12 protein-coding genes are annotated in these 18,640 nt (G+C 48.7%); all 12 read right to left on the bottom strand.

Going from position 1 to position 18,640, the window contains the following annotated elements:
* Positions 1-295: 295 nt before the first annotated feature.
* Positions 296-2,563, bottom strand: coding sequence for a glycoside hydrolase family 3 C-terminal domain-containing protein (locus OCV62_RS03900; RefSeq protein WP_262585213.1), 2,268 nt, complete (start codon positions 2,561-2,563; stop codon positions 296-298).
* 119 nt (positions 2,564-2,682) lie between these two features.
* Positions 2,683-4,536 (bottom strand): alpha-amylase family protein, encoded by a 1,854-nt coding sequence (locus OCV62_RS03905; protein WP_262585214.1) that lies wholly within the window; start codon positions 4,534-4,536, stop codon positions 2,683-2,685.
* Positions 4,537-4,636: 100 nt separating this feature from the next.
* Complete coding sequence (locus OCV62_RS03910) at positions 4,637-6,691, bottom strand: Sip1-related alpha-galactosidase (protein ID WP_262585215.1); 2,055 nt, start codon at positions 6,689-6,691, stop codon at positions 4,637-4,639.
* Positions 6,692-6,730: 39 nt separating this feature from the next.
* A complete protein-coding gene (locus tag OCV62_RS03915; RefSeq protein WP_262585216.1) occupies positions 6,731-8,413 on the bottom strand; it encodes an alpha-glucosidase in 1,683 nt (560 codons plus the stop codon).
* Between the two features lie 195 nt (positions 8,414-8,608).
* Positions 8,609-9,454, bottom strand: coding sequence for a carbohydrate ABC transporter permease (locus tag OCV62_RS03920; RefSeq protein WP_117959901.1), 846 nt, complete (start codon positions 9,452-9,454; stop codon positions 8,609-8,611).
* Positions 9,454-10,350 carry a carbohydrate ABC transporter permease gene (locus tag OCV62_RS03925; protein ID WP_117960055.1) on the bottom strand — a complete coding sequence of 299 codons (897 nt, stop codon included), beginning with the start codon at positions 10,348-10,350 and terminating at the stop codon, positions 9,454-9,456. The genes OCV62_RS03920 and OCV62_RS03925 overlap by 1 nt, the downstream gene beginning before the upstream one ends.
* Before the next feature lie 157 nt (positions 10,351-10,507).
* Complete coding sequence (locus tag OCV62_RS03930; protein WP_262585217.1) at positions 10,508-12,016, bottom strand: carbohydrate ABC transporter substrate-binding protein; 1,509 nt, start codon at positions 12,014-12,016, stop codon at positions 10,508-10,510.
* 767 nt (positions 12,017-12,783) lie between these two features.
* Positions 12,784-13,776, bottom strand: a complete 993-nt coding sequence (locus tag OCV62_RS03935; protein ID WP_262585218.1) for a LacI family DNA-binding transcriptional regulator — start codon at positions 13,774-13,776, stop codon at positions 12,784-12,786.
* Between the two features lie 202 nt (positions 13,777-13,978).
* Entirely contained in the window at positions 13,979-15,010 is a 1,032-nt protein-coding gene (locus OCV62_RS03940) for a LacI family DNA-binding transcriptional regulator (protein ID WP_262585260.1), read from the bottom strand.
* 212 nt (positions 15,011-15,222) lie between these two features.
* Positions 15,223-16,062, bottom strand: a complete 840-nt coding sequence (locus OCV62_RS03945) for a carbohydrate ABC transporter permease (protein WP_117959898.1) — start codon at positions 16,060-16,062, stop codon at positions 15,223-15,225.
* On the bottom strand, positions 16,062-16,904 hold the full coding sequence (locus OCV62_RS03950; protein WP_262585219.1) for a carbohydrate ABC transporter permease: 843 nt from the start codon (positions 16,902-16,904) through the stop codon (positions 16,062-16,064). Before OCV62_RS03950 ends, OCV62_RS03945 begins: the two co-directional genes overlap by 1 nt.
* Before the next feature lie 199 nt (positions 16,905-17,103).
* Entirely contained in the window at positions 17,104-18,516 is a 1,413-nt protein-coding gene (locus OCV62_RS03955) for an ABC transporter substrate-binding protein (protein ID WP_021915635.1), read from the bottom strand.
* Between the last annotated feature and the right edge of the window lie 124 nt (positions 18,517-18,640).

Raw genomic sequence — 18,640 nt, forward strand, 5'->3', positions numbered from 1 at the left:
TGAATATAGTGATGATAGAATAGATTCAAAGCGCTCTGCCTTGACAACTTCATTATAACAGCTTTTTTCATTCTGACAAGTCGTGAAAAATACGGCAGCAAAAATCGGGAGTTTGACAGTTGCATAATCAAAAAAGGTAAGGAAAAGAATAAAATACTATAGTTCGCAACGAAGAAAAAAATCGCCGCAGCCCAGTAAATACAAGGGCTACAGCGATTTTATTTTTACTCAACTGTCAAAGATTGGATTATAGCACAACTTTCAGGAAAGATACAAGTCATTTTCCGTACTCTTCTCAGCCCTCGCCAATCTTATTGACCTGTTCCAGAAGCTCTGCCAGCTGTTTTCTGCTATAGCGTCCCTCTGTAAAGGTTACAAGAGTTTTCAGCGGAAAGTCGCAGATCACACGGAATGCGAAGTCCTCCGCATTTTCTCCCATCTCGAAATCAATACCGGACTCCCGTTTAAAATAATCCATCCTTTCCTCTGCGATCGGTCTGGTCGGCAGATATGCATACAACTCACCAAAGGTTGTATTGGCATGGAAATGCTTGTGGATCTTCGCTGTCGAAGTCACTGTAACGGTCTTTTTCAGGCGAATGTCCCGGCTCGATGCACCGACTAAAATTTCGAACTGCCCGCTCTGCACCAGAAAATCCTTCTGCTCCACATCGTAGTAGGCAAAACTTCTTTTATTCAGCACAAACTCTGCGGTTTTGGTTTCTCCCGGCTCCAGAGAAAGCTTTACAAAGCCTTTCAGCTCCTTCTCCGGACGAATGATTTCATTCTGGCAGTCGTGAACATAGAGCTGCACCGTCTCTTTTCCGGCACGTTTCCCTGTATTGGTCACCCTCACCTTAACACGCAGCTGATCGGTATCCAAAATGCTCTCCTGATCCGTTTCGATGCTGCCATAGGAAAAGGTCGTGTAGCTTAAGCCCTCGCCAAATGCAAACTGCGGACGGATTTTTTTCGAATCATAATGGCGGTATCCGACAAAGACACCCTCCCGGTATTCCACCTGATAGCCCTCTCCCGGGAAATTCAGGTATGCAGGAGTATCCTCCAGACGCATCGGGAAAGTCTCTGCCAGCTTACCGCTGGGATTTACCTCTCCGTAAAGGATCGACGCCATGGCACCGCTTCCCGCCTGTCCCAGCAGGTAGCCTTCTACAATCGCTTTTACATCGTCTTCAAACGGCATCACCACCGGAGCACCATTATTCAATACAACGATCAGATTCGGATTATACTGCTTCAGCACACGGATCATTTCCAGCTGTGCACCGGGCAGATTCAGATGCTTACGGTCAAGTCCCTCTGTCTCATAGCTTTCCGGAAGTCCCATGCATAAAACAACCTTGTCTGCTGCCTTTGCCGCCGCAATCGCCCGTTCCAGTTCTGCTTCATCCAGACTTTCCGCATCCACAGAAAATCCTTTTTCATATAAAACAGCATCGCCGCCGCGCTTTTGCATTTCCTCCAGCAGCGTATCCAGAAATGTCGGGTTGATATGGGAGCTTCCACCGCCCTGAATCCTGCTCTTTACCGCAAACTCACCGATCAGCGCTATTTTTTCCGTTTTGGCAAGCGGAAGCTGCTGTTCTTCATTTTTCAGAAGCACAATACATTCCGATGCGATCTTCTGTGCCAGTTCATGATGGGTTTTTGGAACAAACGGCTCTACCGGCGGCTTTTCATCTGCCTTTGCGATCAGCTCAAGCAGTCGGCGAACTGAAACATCTACCTGTGCTTCGGTAATTTTTCCTTCCTGCACAGCCTCCAATACCGCACGGTCATTGACACCTCCCGAAGACGGCATTTCCAGATCCTGACCGGCCTCCAGTCCCTTGACGCGATCGTTCGTCGCGCCCCAGTCCGTAACGACCAGACCTTCATAGGCCCATTCGTCCCGCAAAACATCATTCAATACTTTCTTATTTTCCGAACCGAACTCACCGTTTAACCGGTTATAGGCACACATGACCGTCCAGGGCTTTCCTTCTTTGATCGCAGTTTCAAAGCTTGCCAGATAAATTTCCCGAAGTGTCCGTTCATCCACCTTTGCATTGATCGTCAGGCGCCTCGTCTCCTGATTGTTCGCCGCAAAATGCTTGATCGAAGCGCCGACTCCCTTGCTCTGCAGCCCTGTGATATGTGCCTTTGCAAGTCGAGAAGACAGATACGGATCTTCGGAAAAGTATTCAAAGTTCCGTCCGCACAGAGGCGAGCGTTTGATATTCGCCCCCGGTCCCAATAAGACATCTACATTTTCCGCCCGGCACTCGATTCCAAGCGCTTCTCCCATCTCATAGATCAGCTCTTCATTCCAGGAAGCTGCCAACGCTGCTGCCGGCGGAAAACAGGTTGCCGGAACGCTTTTATTCAAGCCCAGATGATCCGCATTCTCTACCTGCTTACGCAGACCGTGCGGTCCGTCCGTCAGCATCAGCTTGCGGATGCCAAGGCGCTCAACTGCCTGCGTATACCAGAACGCAGAGCCTGACAGCAGACTGCATTTTTCTTCCAACGTTAGCTGTCCAAGTAATTCTTCTATCGCCATTGCTGCTTTCCTCCTGCCAATATACCCGGCTGCAGTGTGCGTCACCACACCATCGACTGCCGAATCTTTTCTCCTTCGCAGCTCCTGCAAAAGCTGGAGCTGCGCTGCACCAGAAAGACTTATTCCTCCCAGGTTTTATAATACCAGCCGTAGCCATTGCCGGGCAGGATGACATTACGTAAAACACACTCCCCTTTTCCGAGCAGATCTTGAAAGGGCATTTCTCCCATGTCGATCCATGCCGTCTGGGGCTCATCCGAGAAGTTGAACACGCCGACAACCATCTCGTTTTTCAGCTGTCTGCAGATGCACAGCACATGGCTGTTATAGGTGTCATAGGTCCATACAGCAGCCTTTCCGGAAAACGGACCACATGCAAAGCGGGCTTTTTCCATCTTCTGCATTCCCTCGAAAATCCGGTTCTGGACAGTACCCCTTTCTGCTCTTTTCTTTTCCAGCTCCCAACGGAAATGTCCTCTGTGTACATAACGGGAATCCGCCGCACGGTCTGCATCCGGATCATCCTTATAGGAATAATCATTGAGCTGACCGATCTCATCTCCGCTGTATATAACCGGAATGCCGGACTGAATAAACAGATAAGCGTTGAGCATCAGGATTTTCTGAATGGCACGCTCAATTCTCGCCGGATCCTTTGCCTGCAGCGAAGTCTCCAGACCGCACAGGGATGCCGTCGTTCCGCAAAGTCTCGCATCCTGTAATACAGGATCATCATTATACAGCTCTCCCCGCGCATCGCTGCCTGCTGCCATGCCCCGGAAATATTCATTCAGATACTTCTTATGCGGAATCTCCTGAATCCCGGAGGGTTTTAAGAAATCATAGTCCAATCCCCAGCCGATATCGTCGTGGCAGCGCAGATAATTCAGGAAAACATATTCCTTCGGCAGACTGTTTACCACGTCCATCTGCTGTTTTAACAGCGCAACCTCCTTTGTCGCAACGGTATGCCAGGTTGATGCCATCGTTGTTACGTTATAAAGCATATGGCATTCCGGTTTTTCGAGCGTTCCGAAATAAGGGACAACCTTGGCAGGCTCCATAACAACCTCACCCAGCAGTACAACGCCGGGGCAAACGATTTCCGTGATCATACGGATCATACGCACAATGGTGTGTACCTGCGGCAGGTTTCTGCAGTCTGTCCCCAGCTGCTTCCAGATATAGGGGACTGCATCGATCCTGACGATATCAATTCCCTGATTCACCAGATACAGCATATTATAAACCATCTCGTTAAAAACCACCGGATTGGAATAGTTTAAGTCCCACTGATAGGGATAAAAGGACGTCATAACATATTTTTTGCACTCGTCCCTCCAGGTAAAATTACCGGGTGCCGTTGTCGGAAATACCTGAGGCACGGTTTTTTCAAACTCCTGCGGAATGTCAGGTGTATCATAGAAGAAATACCGATCCTGATATTCCTTTTCCCCTGCCAGTGCGCGCTTTGCCCACTCATGATCTTCAGATGTGTGGTTCATTACAAAGTCCATGCACACGCTCATCTTTTTCTCATGGCAGGCGCTGCACAGAGAAGCCAACTCCTCCATCGTACCCAGGGCCGGCTGCACCTTCCGGTAATCCGCTACCGCATAGCCTCCATCACTTTTTCCCTTCGGGGTATCCAGAAATGGCATCAGATGCAGGTAGTTTACGTTGCATGCTTCCAGGTAAGGCAGCTTTTTCTTCACACCCTTCAAATTGCCGGCAAAAGCGTCGATATACAGCATCATGCCAAGCATATCCTGGCGGCTGTACCATGCAGGCTCCTGTTCTCGCTCCCGGTCCAGCTTCTTTTCTGATTCCGGGCGCTCCTGATACCATGCTTCCATCTGTTCACATAACTGGGTAAACATATCCTCTCTTCCCGGATATAATTCGCAGTACAGCCATTTGAGCTCATCCAAATGGCGCTGCAGTCTTTTCTGATATTCCTGCGCTGTTTTCATGTTCTTTCCTCTCCTTTTGCCGCGCGGCGGGCACAGCAGATTTTATTTCAATTTCGAACGCGGATGTCACAGCGCCCCCGCCAGCGTTGTGCTGCGATTTTTATTCCACTTCAACTACCGCATTCTGTCCGTTTAGCTCAAGCAAATACAGGCAATCCTTTTTCTCCACCTGCGCTGTTACATCCTCTCCGTTGCAAAGCACACGCTTTACAGGCTCTTTGGATAAAAATCCGACGGTCTTTCCGCCACAGATTTCGCCCATTAGCCTGCCGCCGATCTCATGCATCCACAGTACCGCATCAAAGCTGATGTATTTATCCACAAGTCCCACAAAGGTTTTCCCCTCTGTGTCCTCCACAAATAAAAACCAGGTGAAATCCCCCGCTGCAAGGCGGTATTCCCTGCCTTCTTCTGCACTGCAGGCCGCAGCAGTCTGATTACGACAATCATAAATCCAGCAGTTTTTCCCGGAAAGCTCCGGAATATCCGATGCACCGATCCGATAGGTCTGTTCCTGATGGGTCAGATTATAAACGGCAATCACTCCGCCGATCTTACCATTTGCATATGCTCCGACATTTGTCAGCTTCAGCACGCCATCTTTTCTGGGATCACGAAACATACAATCCTGTGTCGGTCTTGCCGCCCGTAAGAGCTGCGGCAGCCTTCCGTCCGCATAGCAGAGCGGCGCTGCAACCTCCGGGGCTGTTTCTCCTATCCGATCGCTGAAATACACCGGTCCTCCGCTGATCGCACGCAGCAGGCTGTGGCGCAGACCATCCTCATGGCTTGTCCAGAACATATCCCAGTCGCATACATACAGCTCGCCCTGGTAGGGTGTATTGTATGCATTCTGGAGCAAATGCTCTGCAAATCCATCCTCCCGTTTTGGTACAAAATCATCGCTGTTTCGTGCAACCGCTGTCTGGGGACGGGAAAACATGTTCTCTGCCGCCATTCCCATACAGTTGATCACTGCACCGTCAAAGTACGCTGCCGCGCCCTCCAGCGCTCCATGTATTCCCCGCGTCGCTGTCATCAGTGGAAGATCATTTTCAAAATAATTATGTACGGCGCTCTGTCCGTCCACTTTGGAAAAGCTGATGCCCTCCCGCTTCAGATATTCATACCAATCCCGGTAAAAGCCGTAGCCCTTGGCTGCATCCGGCCACGGGATCAGCTTCCCGGGTGCATTTTGATATAAATGCTCCTGCTCTTTTGCTGCAAGGTCGCTTCCCGGCTCGATTCCGCCCCAGTAGCCGCCAAGCGCATGCCAGACACCAAACCAGTCCACCTGTGTATCCCGCTTTATATCACGGATCATCTGAGCAAATCCGTTGGGGAACTTTTCTTTTTCGGGCGCAAGGTCATAGAGTGCGTCTCCATGCACCGACAGCCAGCCGTCATCCATCAGCATCCAGCGCACCGGTACATTTTTTTCCGCAAATTCTCTGCCCTTTGCGCGAACCTTTTCTTCACTGATTTCCGTATAAAATGCATCCCAGCTGCACCAGCCAAGATATTTCAGCATCTCCGGCATATTCCGTTCCTCTTTCAAACGGATTCCGTGATACTCTGCCGCCCACGCCATACACGCATGAACCGCTTCCTGCAAACTGTCCGCCTCCGCATATGCATAAACAGGCTCGTCCAGTTTGCTGATTCCGCCCTTGCAGGCGCTCATTCCGAAAATAAGCGTATTCTCTCTTCCGGGCTTTACCTGGGTCTTAAACTGTTTTCCCGGCATTGGAAGCAGGAAAAAGTATCCGTTTCTCAGCTTTCCGTAAATCGCCTGTGTCAGCTCCGGGATTTCCGAAAAGTCATTGATAAATGCCGGTCTTGTCCACCAGTCGTTTAAAAGATACATTGCGGTCATCGCCTCCGGCCGGATCTCCGTTTCCACTTCCAAAATAACCGGAAGCTCTTCCTCCAGATTATCACTTCTCCGGCAGCCGTCCTGCTCAATTTCCAGCTTCAGCCAGCCGGATCTGACCTTTTTTTCTGTTCTATAGATAAATTCCGCTGTCACATTGTCCTGCTTTTCCAGAATAACCCGCAAAGCTTCTCCATTATCTTCCCGGACAAGTGGCAAAAGCACCTGCTCCGGTTTTCTCTGTCTGTGCAGCCGCAGGACGATATTATTTTTTCTCTGCATAAGTTCCTCGCCTTCTGCCGTTGTACCGGCTTCCTTCTGTTATGCTTCCTCTGCGATCAGAACCTCATACGGGCGCAGACGCACCGTATTACCTGTAAAAGCAGCTTCCTTATAGTTGTCTGCAAGCACCTGTCCGGGCGCAGCCACCAGAGTCAACTCGCGTTCTTCCGGCTGCATGTTGCACAGTACGAGCAACGTTTTGCCTTCAAAGCTTCTTCGATACGCGATCAGATTTTTCTCCTCCCGATAAGCCGGTGCAAAGGTGCCTTCGCTGATCAGCTCTGACCATTGGGAATGCAGACGCAGCCCGATCATCTTCTTATACCATGTAAGCACGGAATCCTCGTCTCTCTCTTCCTGTGCTGCGTTCAGCCCTGTATAGTTGGGATTTACCTTTAACCAGGGTTTTCCTGTTGTAAATCCGGCATTTTCTGTATCATCCCATTGAAACGGTGTCCGCGCATTGTCCCGGCTTTCCAGCTGAACCAGACGCAGCGCTTCCTCCGGTGAAAATCCATCTGCCAGTGCGCGGTTATATTGATTGTGGGTCGATACATCATTGTAATCGTCCATCGACGCATACGCACAGTTTCTCATGCCGATCTCCTGCCCCTGATAGACATACGGCGTGCCCCGCAGCAGCAGATACATTGATGCGAGCATCGTTGCCCCATAATAATTTCTTCCCTCCCGGGGCAGATAATGGTCGATCGATCTGGGCTGATCGTGATTTTCTGTGCAAACACCAAACCATCCCCTGTCTCCTGCCATTTCGTGACTGGAAAACAGCTCTCTTTTCAGATCCTCCGGCGTCCACTCCTGTCGGTCATACCAGAAATAGTTCGGTCCCTTCAATTCCAGCTGGCACCAGGAGAACTCAAACACCATAGAAAATACACCATCTTCTAAGGAAATAAACGAAAGCAGCGTCTCTGGAGTCAGACCGGCTGTCTCGCCGACTGTCAGTGTTTCTCTTCTTCCGTATGTCCGATCTCTGAACTCCCGCAGCAGTGCTTCGATTCCGGGCTGATTCAGTGCGCCGTGCGCAACGGATACCAGACCATCTTCTCCGTCTGCAGGATAAGAGGGCAATCCCGCTTCTTTTTTCAAATAGGTGATGGCATCCAGCCGGAAGCCCCCGATGCCCTTATCCAGCCACCAGTTGACCATCTTATAGATTTCTTCCCGCAGCTCTTTATTTTCCCAGTTTAAATCGGGCTGTTTCTTCGTAAAAATGTGCAGGTAGTAATAGTCCGTTCCCTCGATCGGCTCCCACGCGCTTCCGCCGAAGATGGACCTCCAGTTGTTCGGTGCTTTGCCGTCGATTCCTTTTTTGATATAAAAATACTTGCCGTAAGGTCCTTCCGGATCTGCTTTTGCTTTTTGAAACCACTTATGCTCGTCGGAGCAGTGATTGACCACCAGATCCATGATGATACGGATGCCGCGTTTCTTCGCTTCTGCGATCAGCTCATCCATGTCCTCGTCCGTTCCAAAGGCTTCATCTATATGATAATAATCTGCAATATCGTAACCGTTATCGTCCATCGGGGATTTATAAACCGGACAGAGCCAGATCACATTTGCCCCGAGGTCACGGATATAGTCCAATTTTTCAATAATACCGCGCAGATCGCCGATCCCATCCCCATTCGCATCATAAAAGCTGCGGGGGTAAATCTGATAAACGACTGCCTTTTTCCACCACTTTTCTTTTTCCATGAGCAAAATTCCCTTTTCCTGATAAGATGATGTCGGGATCAAAAGCCTCGACCTTGATGCCTGCAGAAAGCCTGCTGTCTTACTGCTTCCCTAATACAAAATACAACGAAAACCCGCACAAGGCGGGTTTTCGCAATTGCCGGCAGACACTCGGCAGCTATGAGGTTTTCTCATCATCCGACACTGCCAGTCTGTTTACATCTTAACGGCACCTTCTGCCACACCTGCCACGATATACTTCTGCAGGAAAATATAAAGAATGACAATCGGGATGATCGTTACCAGCACAGCCGGGAAGATCAGCTCCCACGGGTTACCGTACTGACCTGATGTCAGCTTGGCGAAGTATAACTCCAGCGTCAGGGTTTTCACTCCGTTGCTGTTACCGATTACCAGGAAAGGAAGCAGATAGTCGTTCCAGATCCACATACCGTTTAATACGATAACAGTAACTGTAGTTCCCTTTAACAGCGGGAATACTACTTTAAAGAACATCTGAAAAATGTTGGCTCCGTCAATGATCGCCGCTTCCTCCAGAGACTGGGGAACGCTCTTGATAAAGCCATGATACAGAAATACTGACATACTCAGTCCAAAACCGCCGTACATGAAGATCAGTCCGGGGATGTTCTTGAGTCCTATTTTCTCAAAGAGATCCAGCAAAGGATACATCAGAGACTGGAAGGGGATCAGCATTGCTGCGGTAAATCCAAGATAAAGTACAGTACCCAGGATGCTCTTGCTTCTTACCATTACCCATGCTGCCAGAGAAGAAACCATAACCAGAAGCAACACAGAAATGAAGGTGATCACAAAGGTGATCCAGATGGCGCGGAAGAAATGGATCTGCTGCGCCGCACTGATAATATACTGAAAGCTCCAGGAAGAAGGCGCGCTGACCGGTGAATCCACGATCTCATTGTTGGATTTGAAGGAATTGAAGATCAGGAAAACCAGCGGAGCCAGTGTATAAATCGCAACGAGGGCCAAAATCGCGTGCATCAAGGCCTGACCTGTTTTATGACGTCCCTGCATGCTCATTACAGCTCCACCTCCTTCTTAGATGTAATGGAAACCTGAACCAGGGTTACAGCTGCGATCAGCACAAAGAAGATAACAGCCTGTGCCTGTGCAAGACCGTAGTCCGGGGGAGAACCGTCACGGGTTGTATACAGGATCTGCATCGCCAGCATTCTGGTACTGAAGTTACCGTCTGTCAACGCTACGTTCTGATCCAACAGCATGAAGCATTTGGACAGTGTCAGGAAAAATACGATAGTAAAGGATGGCATCAGCATCGGAACCGTGATGCTCTTAAATCTCTGCCAGGTACCTGCTCCGTCAATCGCCGCCGCTTCCGACAGATCCTTCGGAATATTATTCAAACCGGTGGTATAGATGATCATCATATAACCGGCCATCTGCCATGTGATCAGCATTACCAGGGCAAACAGCGCCTTGGTGTTGTCCTGCGTCATGTTGCACAGCGCAGGAATGGAAATGATTCCGTCTTCTCCGAACAGAATCTTGGAAAAAACGATTTCAAAAATGAACTGCCAGATATAGCCCAGTGCCAGGCCACCTAACAGGTTAGGCAGAAAGTAGATCGTGCGGTATGCCGCAGCGCCTTTGTTCAGGCTGGTTGCCAGAAGCGCCATTGCAAGGGATACCACGTTGATCGCTACAACTGCCACAAGCGTTACCTTAATGGTATATACAAACGCATCAAGGAATTTTTTGGTTTTAAATGCCTTAACATAGTTGTCGAAGCCAACAAACGCTTCCCAGAAATGATCACCGCCTGCAAAGTAGGTACCTCTCCAGGCTGTAAAGGAATAAATGACACCCATGATGAACGGGATCACAATTACCATAACAAACAAAATCAGGGCCGGAAGCGCTAACGGTACAAATCTTTTTTTATAATATCTGTCCATTACGTCTCTCCTTGTCTTTTCTTTTCCCCTGTCGTTTTCCGGCTTTGCCGGAAAGAGGAGGCTGCCGCAGCCCATGTCGCATGTTTGCGGCAGCCGGAAAATCCTGTTTTACAAAATTCTGTTTCGTTCTGTCACTTTTTATATGGCTCGGTCGAGATTATTCCAGACCAGCCATTTCAGCCCAGCTGCTGATGGCATAATCTGCGATATCGCTGTAAGCGGTTTCAGGCCATTCTGCAGTATTTACATAGTTCTCCATCATCTGCAGACCGAAGTTATCGGTAGCCCAGCCCTTAGGAGCGCCTGCGTATGCGTTGGTCAGAGTCTTATCCGCAGCCATGTAGGAGATAATGGAATCGCCCAGGCTGTAGCCAGCGGAGGTTGTTGCAGGATCAGCGTTGTAAGGGATGAAGGACATTTCTTCCACAACGAACTTCTGACCTGCTTCAGTGGTGTTCAGCCATACAAGGAACTCTTCTGCCAGTTCTTTTTCTTCATCAGAAACCTTGTCGTTGATGCAGTAGTAGTTCGGTACGAATACCGGAATGGACTCAAGCATATGCTCAACTGTCAGACCTTCTACCTTGATGTCATCCTGTGTGAAGGGCATCTTAATGGGCAGGAAGGTCAGGGTATCAACGATGTCAGCATTTGCTTTCTTGATGTTCTCGTATGCCCAGTTGCCCTGCTTTAAGAAGATTGCCTTGCTGTTTGCGAAGGTTGCAACAGAAGGATCATAGCCATTGGTAGTTGCATTGATCAGTTCCGGTCCTCTGGGGGTTGTTGCATTGGCGGTCTTTAAATCCAGAGCCTTTGCATAAGCTTCGAATGCACCCTTGCCAGCCTGCAGCTGTTCCAGAGTAGCTTCGCCGGCTGCCTTGGAATCCGGGAAGATCGCGTCTACTGCAATGTTAACGAAGTGGTCACCATAGGTCCATTTTTCGGAGCCTGCTACAGAGAATACGCCTTCCAGAGTAGCTGCCTTGCCGGTCTTCTCTGCTGCCAGTGCGAATTCCTGACCGCTTAAGGTAACGCTTCCTGCTGTGCCTTCTTTGATGTAGCTCTGCAGAGTCAGAACCATCTGCTCAAACTCGTCATAGGTTGCTGTCTTGAATGCTTCAAGGAAAGCGTCTACCTGATCTTCACCAAACAGAGCTGCCAGCATCTCTTTATCTACGATGTAGCCATAGCCTTCTACGTTATAAGGAATACCATAATTTGCAGTGCCATCTGTCAGGTTGAAGCTCTCCGGGATATCAGCTACCAGCTGTTTGAACTCTTCATTGGTTGCCTTGGAAAGATCCATTGCAAATCCGCCCTCTGTCCATTCAACCAGAGTTTCGGCGTTCATGCAGGAGAAGATCGCCGGCTTGTTCTTGGAGTTCATTTCGGTACGAAGTGTGTCATCACTGTTAACGCCGGAACCCAGGGAGAATGCCTTAACCTTAACACCCTTTTCCTTGCCGAAGGCCTCTGCTGCAGCTGCCATAGCGTCTGCGTTCTCACCCTTGTTGTTAAAGATGTACAGGTCGTAATCAGCGGAACCTGTAGAGGTGGAAGCTGTGTCTGCGCTGCCTGTGCTGGAAGAGGAGCTTCCGCAGCCTGCCAGTGCGCTCACTGCCAGCATACCTGCCAGTGCGAGGGATAACCATTTTTTACCTTTCATTTCATAATCCTCCTTGTTTCTTTATGGATTCTGAGAGGCTGTGGTTTATAGAAGTTGTCCTGCAAAACCGCTGCATCCTGGAATCCTTTTAGAGCTCTTGCCTAATGTACGGAACTCTTGTTTCCTGATGAGGTCATCATAGCACCCTGTTCTATATATGTCAACCGGTAACATGTGCATCTTTTATACTTTTGTCTCTTTTTACAAAATCAAAATGCAATATTTGTACAGTTTCACGAAATCCTTTTTCTATTATCCGCTGCCAAAACTTCCAATTCCGTACTATTTATGTCTTTTTTCTCATTATATGGTATGGAAAACATGTTTCCGCAACACATATTGTGTTACCGATGACATATTGTACCAGGGTCACAAATTCTTTCGCCCACAGGAGCTTGCTCATAAGTGGGCGAAAGAACTTGTGACCCGCCCCGATAGGAGCATAAAAGTGGGATGATAATCCCACGATATGCGACTATCGGGCAGGATTGTGGGAGTGCGCAGCACGGAACAATCCTGCAGGTATCAACACCAGGGGCAAAGTCTTTTGACCACAGGAGCTTGCTCATAGGTGGGCAAAAGACTTTGTGACCCGCCCCGATAGGAGCATAAAAGTGGGATGATAATCCCACGATATGCGACTATCGGGCAGGATTGTGGGAGTGCGCAGCACGGAACAATCCTGCAGGTATCAACACCAGGGGCCCCGGAACGTGAAAACGCCGGAGCTTTTACGCTCCGGCGTTTTCTTATACCAGTTCCCATCATCATTTCGTCTTCAAAACCGTAGTTCCTCGCTGCACCAGCCGTACCGGCAATACAATTTTCTGGGGGACAGGCTCATTCTTCAGGCTTTTCGTAATATACTCCACACACAATTCTGCCATTTCCTCCACAGGCTGATGGATCGTCGTGATCTGGGGTGTTGTTACCGTCGATATCATCACATCGTCGAAGCCGACCAGCTGGATATCCTCCGGCACCCGTTTGCCCATCTGTGCACCGACCTGGATTATCTGAGAGGCGATCAGATCACTGCTGGCAAAAATTCCATCCACATCCGGAAACTCCTGCAGTGCCCTGCGGATAAAGTCTTCATAATGCATGGAGCCGTACAGCAGTCTGTCGCTCACCAATATCCGGTACGGAATTCCCGCCCTTTTGCAGATGTCAGAAAATCCATCCGCACGCCGGTCCGCAGGCATGTCCTTACCGGCGACGCCGCCGAAATGCAAAAGGTTCCTGCAGCCGCATTCGATCAAATGCTCTGCTGCCAGCCTGCCGCCCTGATAGTTGTCACACTGTACGGAAATCGTATCATCATCCTCTCCCCGCTCCAGATTCACGACTGGGATGTTCATTTTGCGAAATTCCCGTGTCTGAACATATTTGCTGCACAGTACAATGCCCGCCACACGATTTGACATGCACATATCCAGATAATCCTGTTCTTTTTCCGGCTGCTCCTTTGAATTGCACAAAAGCAGCTTAAAGCCTTTTTCCGCTGCGGAGGATTCTATATTACTGATCACTTTTGTAAAAAAAGGATGTGAAATATGCGGCACGATCAGTCCGATCGTATTGGTATACTGTTTGGAAAATGCACGTGCCAGTTCGTTTGGCTGATAGTGCATTTCTTCCATCGCCGCATATACCTTTTTCCGCGTCCCCTCGCTGATGTATCCCCGGTTGTTTATAACACGGGATACTGTTGTTGCCGTTACGCCCGCCCTCTGGGCGATATCCTTTAAGGTTGCCATTTTCTGTCTCTACACTCCATTTCAAATCAGGAATATCACTCTCCCATTAGTATTATAAATATTTTTTCGTAAAATATCAACCGGTAACATATTCCCGCAGTTCACTCGTACCCTTCTGAGTTCAGATTCCGTGCTTGCACGAAAATCTGAGCTCAGAAGGGTACGAGTGAACTGTATAGTATATTCCCAGAGTTCAGATTCCTTACAACGCCCGCGTCGATTCCTGTTCCAGCAATTCTCCCGGAAAAATCTTATGCTGATGGCTGCTTTTACCATCCAGCAGATCAAACAGATGACGAACAGATTCTTCTGCGATTTCCCGGATCGGCTGGCGGATCGTCGTCAGGGTCGGATTGTAATAGCTGCACAGCTCGATTCCGTCAAAGCCTGCAACAGAATAGTCCTGTGGAATCCGTTTCCCTGCTTCTGCGATCGCCCGGCAGGCTCCCACCGCCATCGTATCTGAAAAAGCAAACACTGCCGTAAACTCTTTTCCTTCATCCAGCAGCTGTCGGGTCAGAACATAACCGTTTTCCATACTGTAGGACGGAAGCTTCGGATTCATATAGCAGATCAGTCCCTCATCCGGCTCGATTCCCTGTTCCCGAAGTGCCCGCAAATATCCCATCAGACGCATCCGACCGATGCTGACGTCTTCTTTTTCCGCAGCGAGCACCGCGATTTTGCGGTGTCCCAGTCGGATCAGGTAATCCGTCATCCGATATCCTTCTTTTTCATCGTCAACCGACAAGGTGGAGTAATTATCATGCCGGATTCCGTCCGGTCCTTCTCCGACTGTTGAGAGAATAAACGGTATCCGCAGCTTACTCAGCTTTTCTTCTGAATGGACAAAATGTCCCCCCAGAAAGATCAGACCTGCCAGACGTTTTTCCTTTACCAGCTCCAGCGCCACATCAACCTCATCCTCATCCGATTCAACGTGCCGGATCACCATGGAATACTTCTTCTTTTTGATTTCATCCTCCATGATCTTGATCGCTCCGGCAAAAAACGGGTTTGTTAATCCCTTCACAAGCACAGCGATACACTTTCCGTCCGTCCGCTTCAGATACCGTGCACTGTTATTCGGAATATACCCATACTTCTGAATGATGCCCATTACCTTCTGCTTCGTTTCAGGATTGATATCCGGATGGTTATTGATCGCCCGGGATACTGTGCTTACTCCAACGCCGCACATCCGTGCAATATCTTTAATTGTGATCTCTTCCATCTCTCTGTTTTCCTGCTCCATTGCTTCTCTGCCCTACCATACTTATTGTTTCGACCGCAATTTCAAAGTTTCGCGTTTTCTCCGACATTTTATAGGAAAACCCCCGTAAAGTCAAAACAATCACAAAATTGCAAAAAGCCGTCCGGCTGTTTGCAGTAGCCGAACGGCTTTATTCTTTTTTCTAAATATGTATTTTTATTCCGGTACGCAGCTCATCCTTTTACAGCACCAGCTACAACGCCCTCGATGATGTACTTCTGGCATGCCAGATAAAATACAATGATCGGAATGATGGCAAGCACCAGGACGCCCATCATCGCACCCATGTCGACAGAGCCATATCCGCCCTTCAGATACTGAACTGCGATGGGAACTGTTTTATACTTCGTCATATCCAGTACAAGATACGGAAGCAGATAGTCGTTCCAGATCCACATCGTCTGCAGGATTGCAACCGTAATACAGGTTGGCTTCATAATCGGCATAACAATTCCGAAAAAGGTCTGCAGCGGCGTACAGCCATCGATCATCGCAGCCTCTTCAATTTCCAGCGGGATGCTCTTTACAAAACCGCAGAACATAAAGACGGAAAGCCCTGCGCCAAATCCCAGATATACAATGACGATACCAAGCGGATTATTTAATTTCAGCATATCCGCAAGCTTGGACAGGGTAAACATTACCATCTGGAACGGAACGATCATCGAAAACAGACACAGAAAATACAGCGCAGTTGTAAAACGATTCTTTACACGGCTGATATACCACGCACACATGGAGGTACACAGGATGATCACGCCAACAGACAGCACCGTAATAAAGAGAGAGGTAAAGAACGCGTCAATAAAGCCGGTTCTCTGGATTCCCTTGATATAGTTTTCGATGCCGACAAACATCTTGTCCGTCGGAATGGCAAAGGGTTTCTTACTGATATAAGCCTTCTTTTTAAAAGAGTTAATCACAACCAGCGCGATCGGAAATACATAGGCAATGGAAATCAGGGTAAAGACCAGCGTAAAGATCCAGCCATGCTTTGCTTTTCTCACATTCATTACTGCTGTACCTCCTTTCTACGTGTCAGCCAGTTCTGCGTCAATGCGATCGCTGCTACCAGCAGGAAGAATACGACCGCTTTCGCCTGACCGACGCCCTCCCAGCCGGTACGTCCATAAAATGTACGGAAAATATTCAGCGCCAGCAGCTCGGACATGTTGGAGGGCTCGCCGTTTGTCAGCGCCAGGTTCTGGTCGAACAGCTTAAACGAATTGGTCAGGGTCAGGAATGTACAGATCGTAATGGAGGGCATTACCATCGGAATTGTCACGTTTTTCAAAATCTGTCCGGAAGTCGCACCGTCAATCTTTGCAGCCTCGATCAGATCCCCGGGGATATTCTGAATTCCGGCAATGTAAATGATCATCATATAGCCGATCTGCTGCCAGCACATCAGAATAACAAGTCCCCAGAAGCCATAGACGGAGGAATAGGTCAGTGTCCGGTTCATATACAGCAGTACACCATTTAACAGAAGCTGCCAGATATAACCCAGGATGATACCACCGATCAGGTTCGGCATAAAAAATACTGTCCGGAAGATATTTGTCCCCCGAAATCCCTTTGTCAAAAGCAGCGCTACCGCAAATGCAAGCACATTGATCAGCACAACCGTCACAACTGTGAAAATCGCTGTATACCACAGGGCGTGTACAAATGAAGCATCTGTAAAAATTTTAAGATAGTTTGAAAAACCGATAAACTTTGCATCTGTTACCGTCGTGAACTTGCAGAAGGACAGATATACGCCCATCACAAAAGGCGCAATAAATCCAAGGATAAATGCAAGAAATGTGGGCAGTACAAAAATCGGCCAATACCGTCTGATTGCTTTCTCCATAATTTCCTCTCATTCTGCCGCTTTCGTGTTCTCTGCATCCGCACAGGCGGCATTGTTTCAAAAAATCTGTACTCACTGCACGGAATGCAAAAATCCCGTGCGTGAAAGGGAAAGGGCGGGCACATAGCCCGCCCTCTGATTATGATCCTTTTTATTTGCCTGCATACCGATTTTTGGTGCAGGACTTTATGCAGCTGAATTATTCCGCATGTGCTGCGTCATACTCTGTCTTCCAGCCATCTACGAATGCGGTTACAACTGCATCCCAGTCGCCGGTGCCCTGAGCATACTCAAGCAGTGCGCTGCCGACGCCGTTTTTCCACTCTTCAGAAGGCATTGTGGTGAAGTTCCATGATACAGGTGTCTTACCAGCTTTGGTGTACTCATCATTTGCAAGTACCAGCGGGTTCTGAGACTGATAACCGTCTTCAAAGGTCTTGAAAGGTGTTACAAAGCCCATGGTGTTTGCCAGAGCGTCACGACCGGTATCGCTGGTTACAACCCATTCCATGAAGTCCAGAGTTGCCTGGATATCAGCAGGATCTGCATTCTTGTTTACACACCAGTAGTTCTCGGAACCGGTGCACAGGCCCTGATTTTCTTCGCCTTCTGCGCCAATATAGATAGGAAGCATGCCAAGATCTTCATCTGCTACTTCGTTATCCTTGATGTCGTTGTAAGCCCAGGTACCATTCTGATAGAAGACAGCTTCGCCAAGTGCAAATTCGCTGGCAGCATCTTCACCAGTCTTACCGGACAGCAGAGCCGGATCACAGGTAGAATCTGTGATGTAAAGATCGAAGATCTGTTTGTAGTTGTCCAGATAGGTTCCCTTGATAGCAGGAGAAGAGGTAATTCCATCTGCCTTATATTCATAGTACAGAGGCAGGTTTGCCAGATGTGTCTTAAATCTCCAGTCAGAGGAGGAATCAAAACCGGCTGAAGCGAATGCACCTTCTACGCCAAGGTCATCCTTGTGAGCCTGAATGCCATCTGCAACTTTCTTCAGTGCTTCGAAGTTGTTCAGCTCATCGATGGATTTGATCTCTGCATCATCCAATGCAAAATAGTCATTTAACAGTGCCTTGTTGTAGATCAGACCATATGTTTCAATTACATATGCAATACCCTGAACAGCGTCGCCATCCTTTAACACATAATCGTCTGACAGTACGTTCTTATAAACCTCGCTGTCCTTTAAGTCATAGCAATAATCCTTCCAGGAAGCCAGACCAACGGGACCATTTACCTGAAACAGGGTAGGTGCTTCTGTCTTTGCCATTTCGGACTTCAGAGTAGATTCATAGGTTCCGCTTGCTGCGGTTACAACAGTTACCGGTACGCCGGTTTCAGCGGTGTACTCTGCTGCAAGATCTACCCAGTCATCTGCCTGCTCGGGTTTGAAGTTTAAGTAATAAACCTTGCCTTCGCCTGTGGCAGCAGCCTCTTCCGTTCCAGTCTCTGCCTCGGTATCTGCAGCCTCGGTCTTTTCCTCAGTTGCTTTCGTTTCTGCCGGAGCAGCTCCGGTATCTGCGGCAGTGCTTCCGCAGCCTGCAAGCATCGTTGTTGCCATTGCCGCACTCAGTAATACACTGATCAGTTTCTTTTTCATAGCTCTACCTCTCTTTTTTATTGGTGACAGGCGCTTTTCTCAGCGCAATTCCTGTCTGTTGTTGTCCCGGTAATGCTCCCGGGAACGCTTCCGGAAACGTTTCCGGATGCTATGGTTGTATATT

The organism is Gallintestinimicrobium propionicum (assembly GCF_025567525.1).
Classification (GTDB): domain Bacteria; phylum Bacillota; class Clostridia; order Lachnospirales; family Lachnospiraceae; genus Gallintestinimicrobium; species Gallintestinimicrobium propionicum.

What these genes read in the sequence shown, in the direction of transcription:
- OCV62_RS03900 (WP_262585213.1), bottom strand. Translation starts at nt 2,563, where the DNA reads ATGGCGATAGAAGAATTACTTGGACAGCTAACGTTGGAAGAAAAATGC.
- OCV62_RS03905 (WP_262585214.1), bottom strand. Translation starts at nt 4,536, where the DNA reads ATGAAAACAGCGCAGGAATATCAGAAAAGACTGCAGCGCCATTTGGAT.
- OCV62_RS03910 (WP_262585215.1), bottom strand. Translation starts at nt 6,691, where the DNA reads ATGCAGAGAAAAAATAATATCGTCCTGCGGCTGCACAGACAGAGAAAA.
- OCV62_RS03915 (WP_262585216.1), bottom strand. Translation starts at nt 8,413, where the DNA reads ATGGAAAAAGAAAAGTGGTGGAAAAAGGCAGTCGTTTATCAGATTTAC.
- OCV62_RS03920 (WP_117959901.1), bottom strand. Translation starts at nt 9,454, where the DNA reads ATGAGCATGCAGGGACGTCATAAAACAGGTCAGGCCTTGATGCACGCG.
- OCV62_RS03925 (WP_117960055.1), bottom strand. Translation starts at nt 10,350, where the DNA reads ATGGACAGATATTATAAAAAAAGATTTGTACCGTTAGCGCTTCCGGCC.
- OCV62_RS03930 (WP_262585217.1), bottom strand. Translation starts at nt 12,016, where the DNA reads ATGAAAGGTAAAAAATGGTTATCCCTCGCACTGGCAGGTATGCTGGCA.
- OCV62_RS03935 (WP_262585218.1), bottom strand. Translation starts at nt 13,776, where the DNA reads ATGGCAACCTTAAAGGATATCGCCCAGAGGGCGGGCGTAACGGCAACA.
- OCV62_RS03940 (WP_262585260.1), bottom strand. Translation starts at nt 15,010, where the DNA reads ATGGAAGAGATCACAATTAAAGATATTGCACGGATGTGCGGCGTTGGA.
- OCV62_RS03945 (WP_117959898.1), bottom strand. Translation starts at nt 16,062, where the DNA reads ATGAATGTGAGAAAAGCAAAGCATGGCTGGATCTTTACGCTGGTCTTT.
- OCV62_RS03950 (WP_262585219.1), bottom strand. Translation starts at nt 16,904, where the DNA reads ATGGAGAAAGCAATCAGACGGTATTGGCCGATTTTTGTACTGCCCACA.
- OCV62_RS03955 (WP_021915635.1), bottom strand. Translation starts at nt 18,516, where the DNA reads ATGAAAAAGAAACTGATCAGTGTATTACTGAGTGCGGCAATGGCAACA.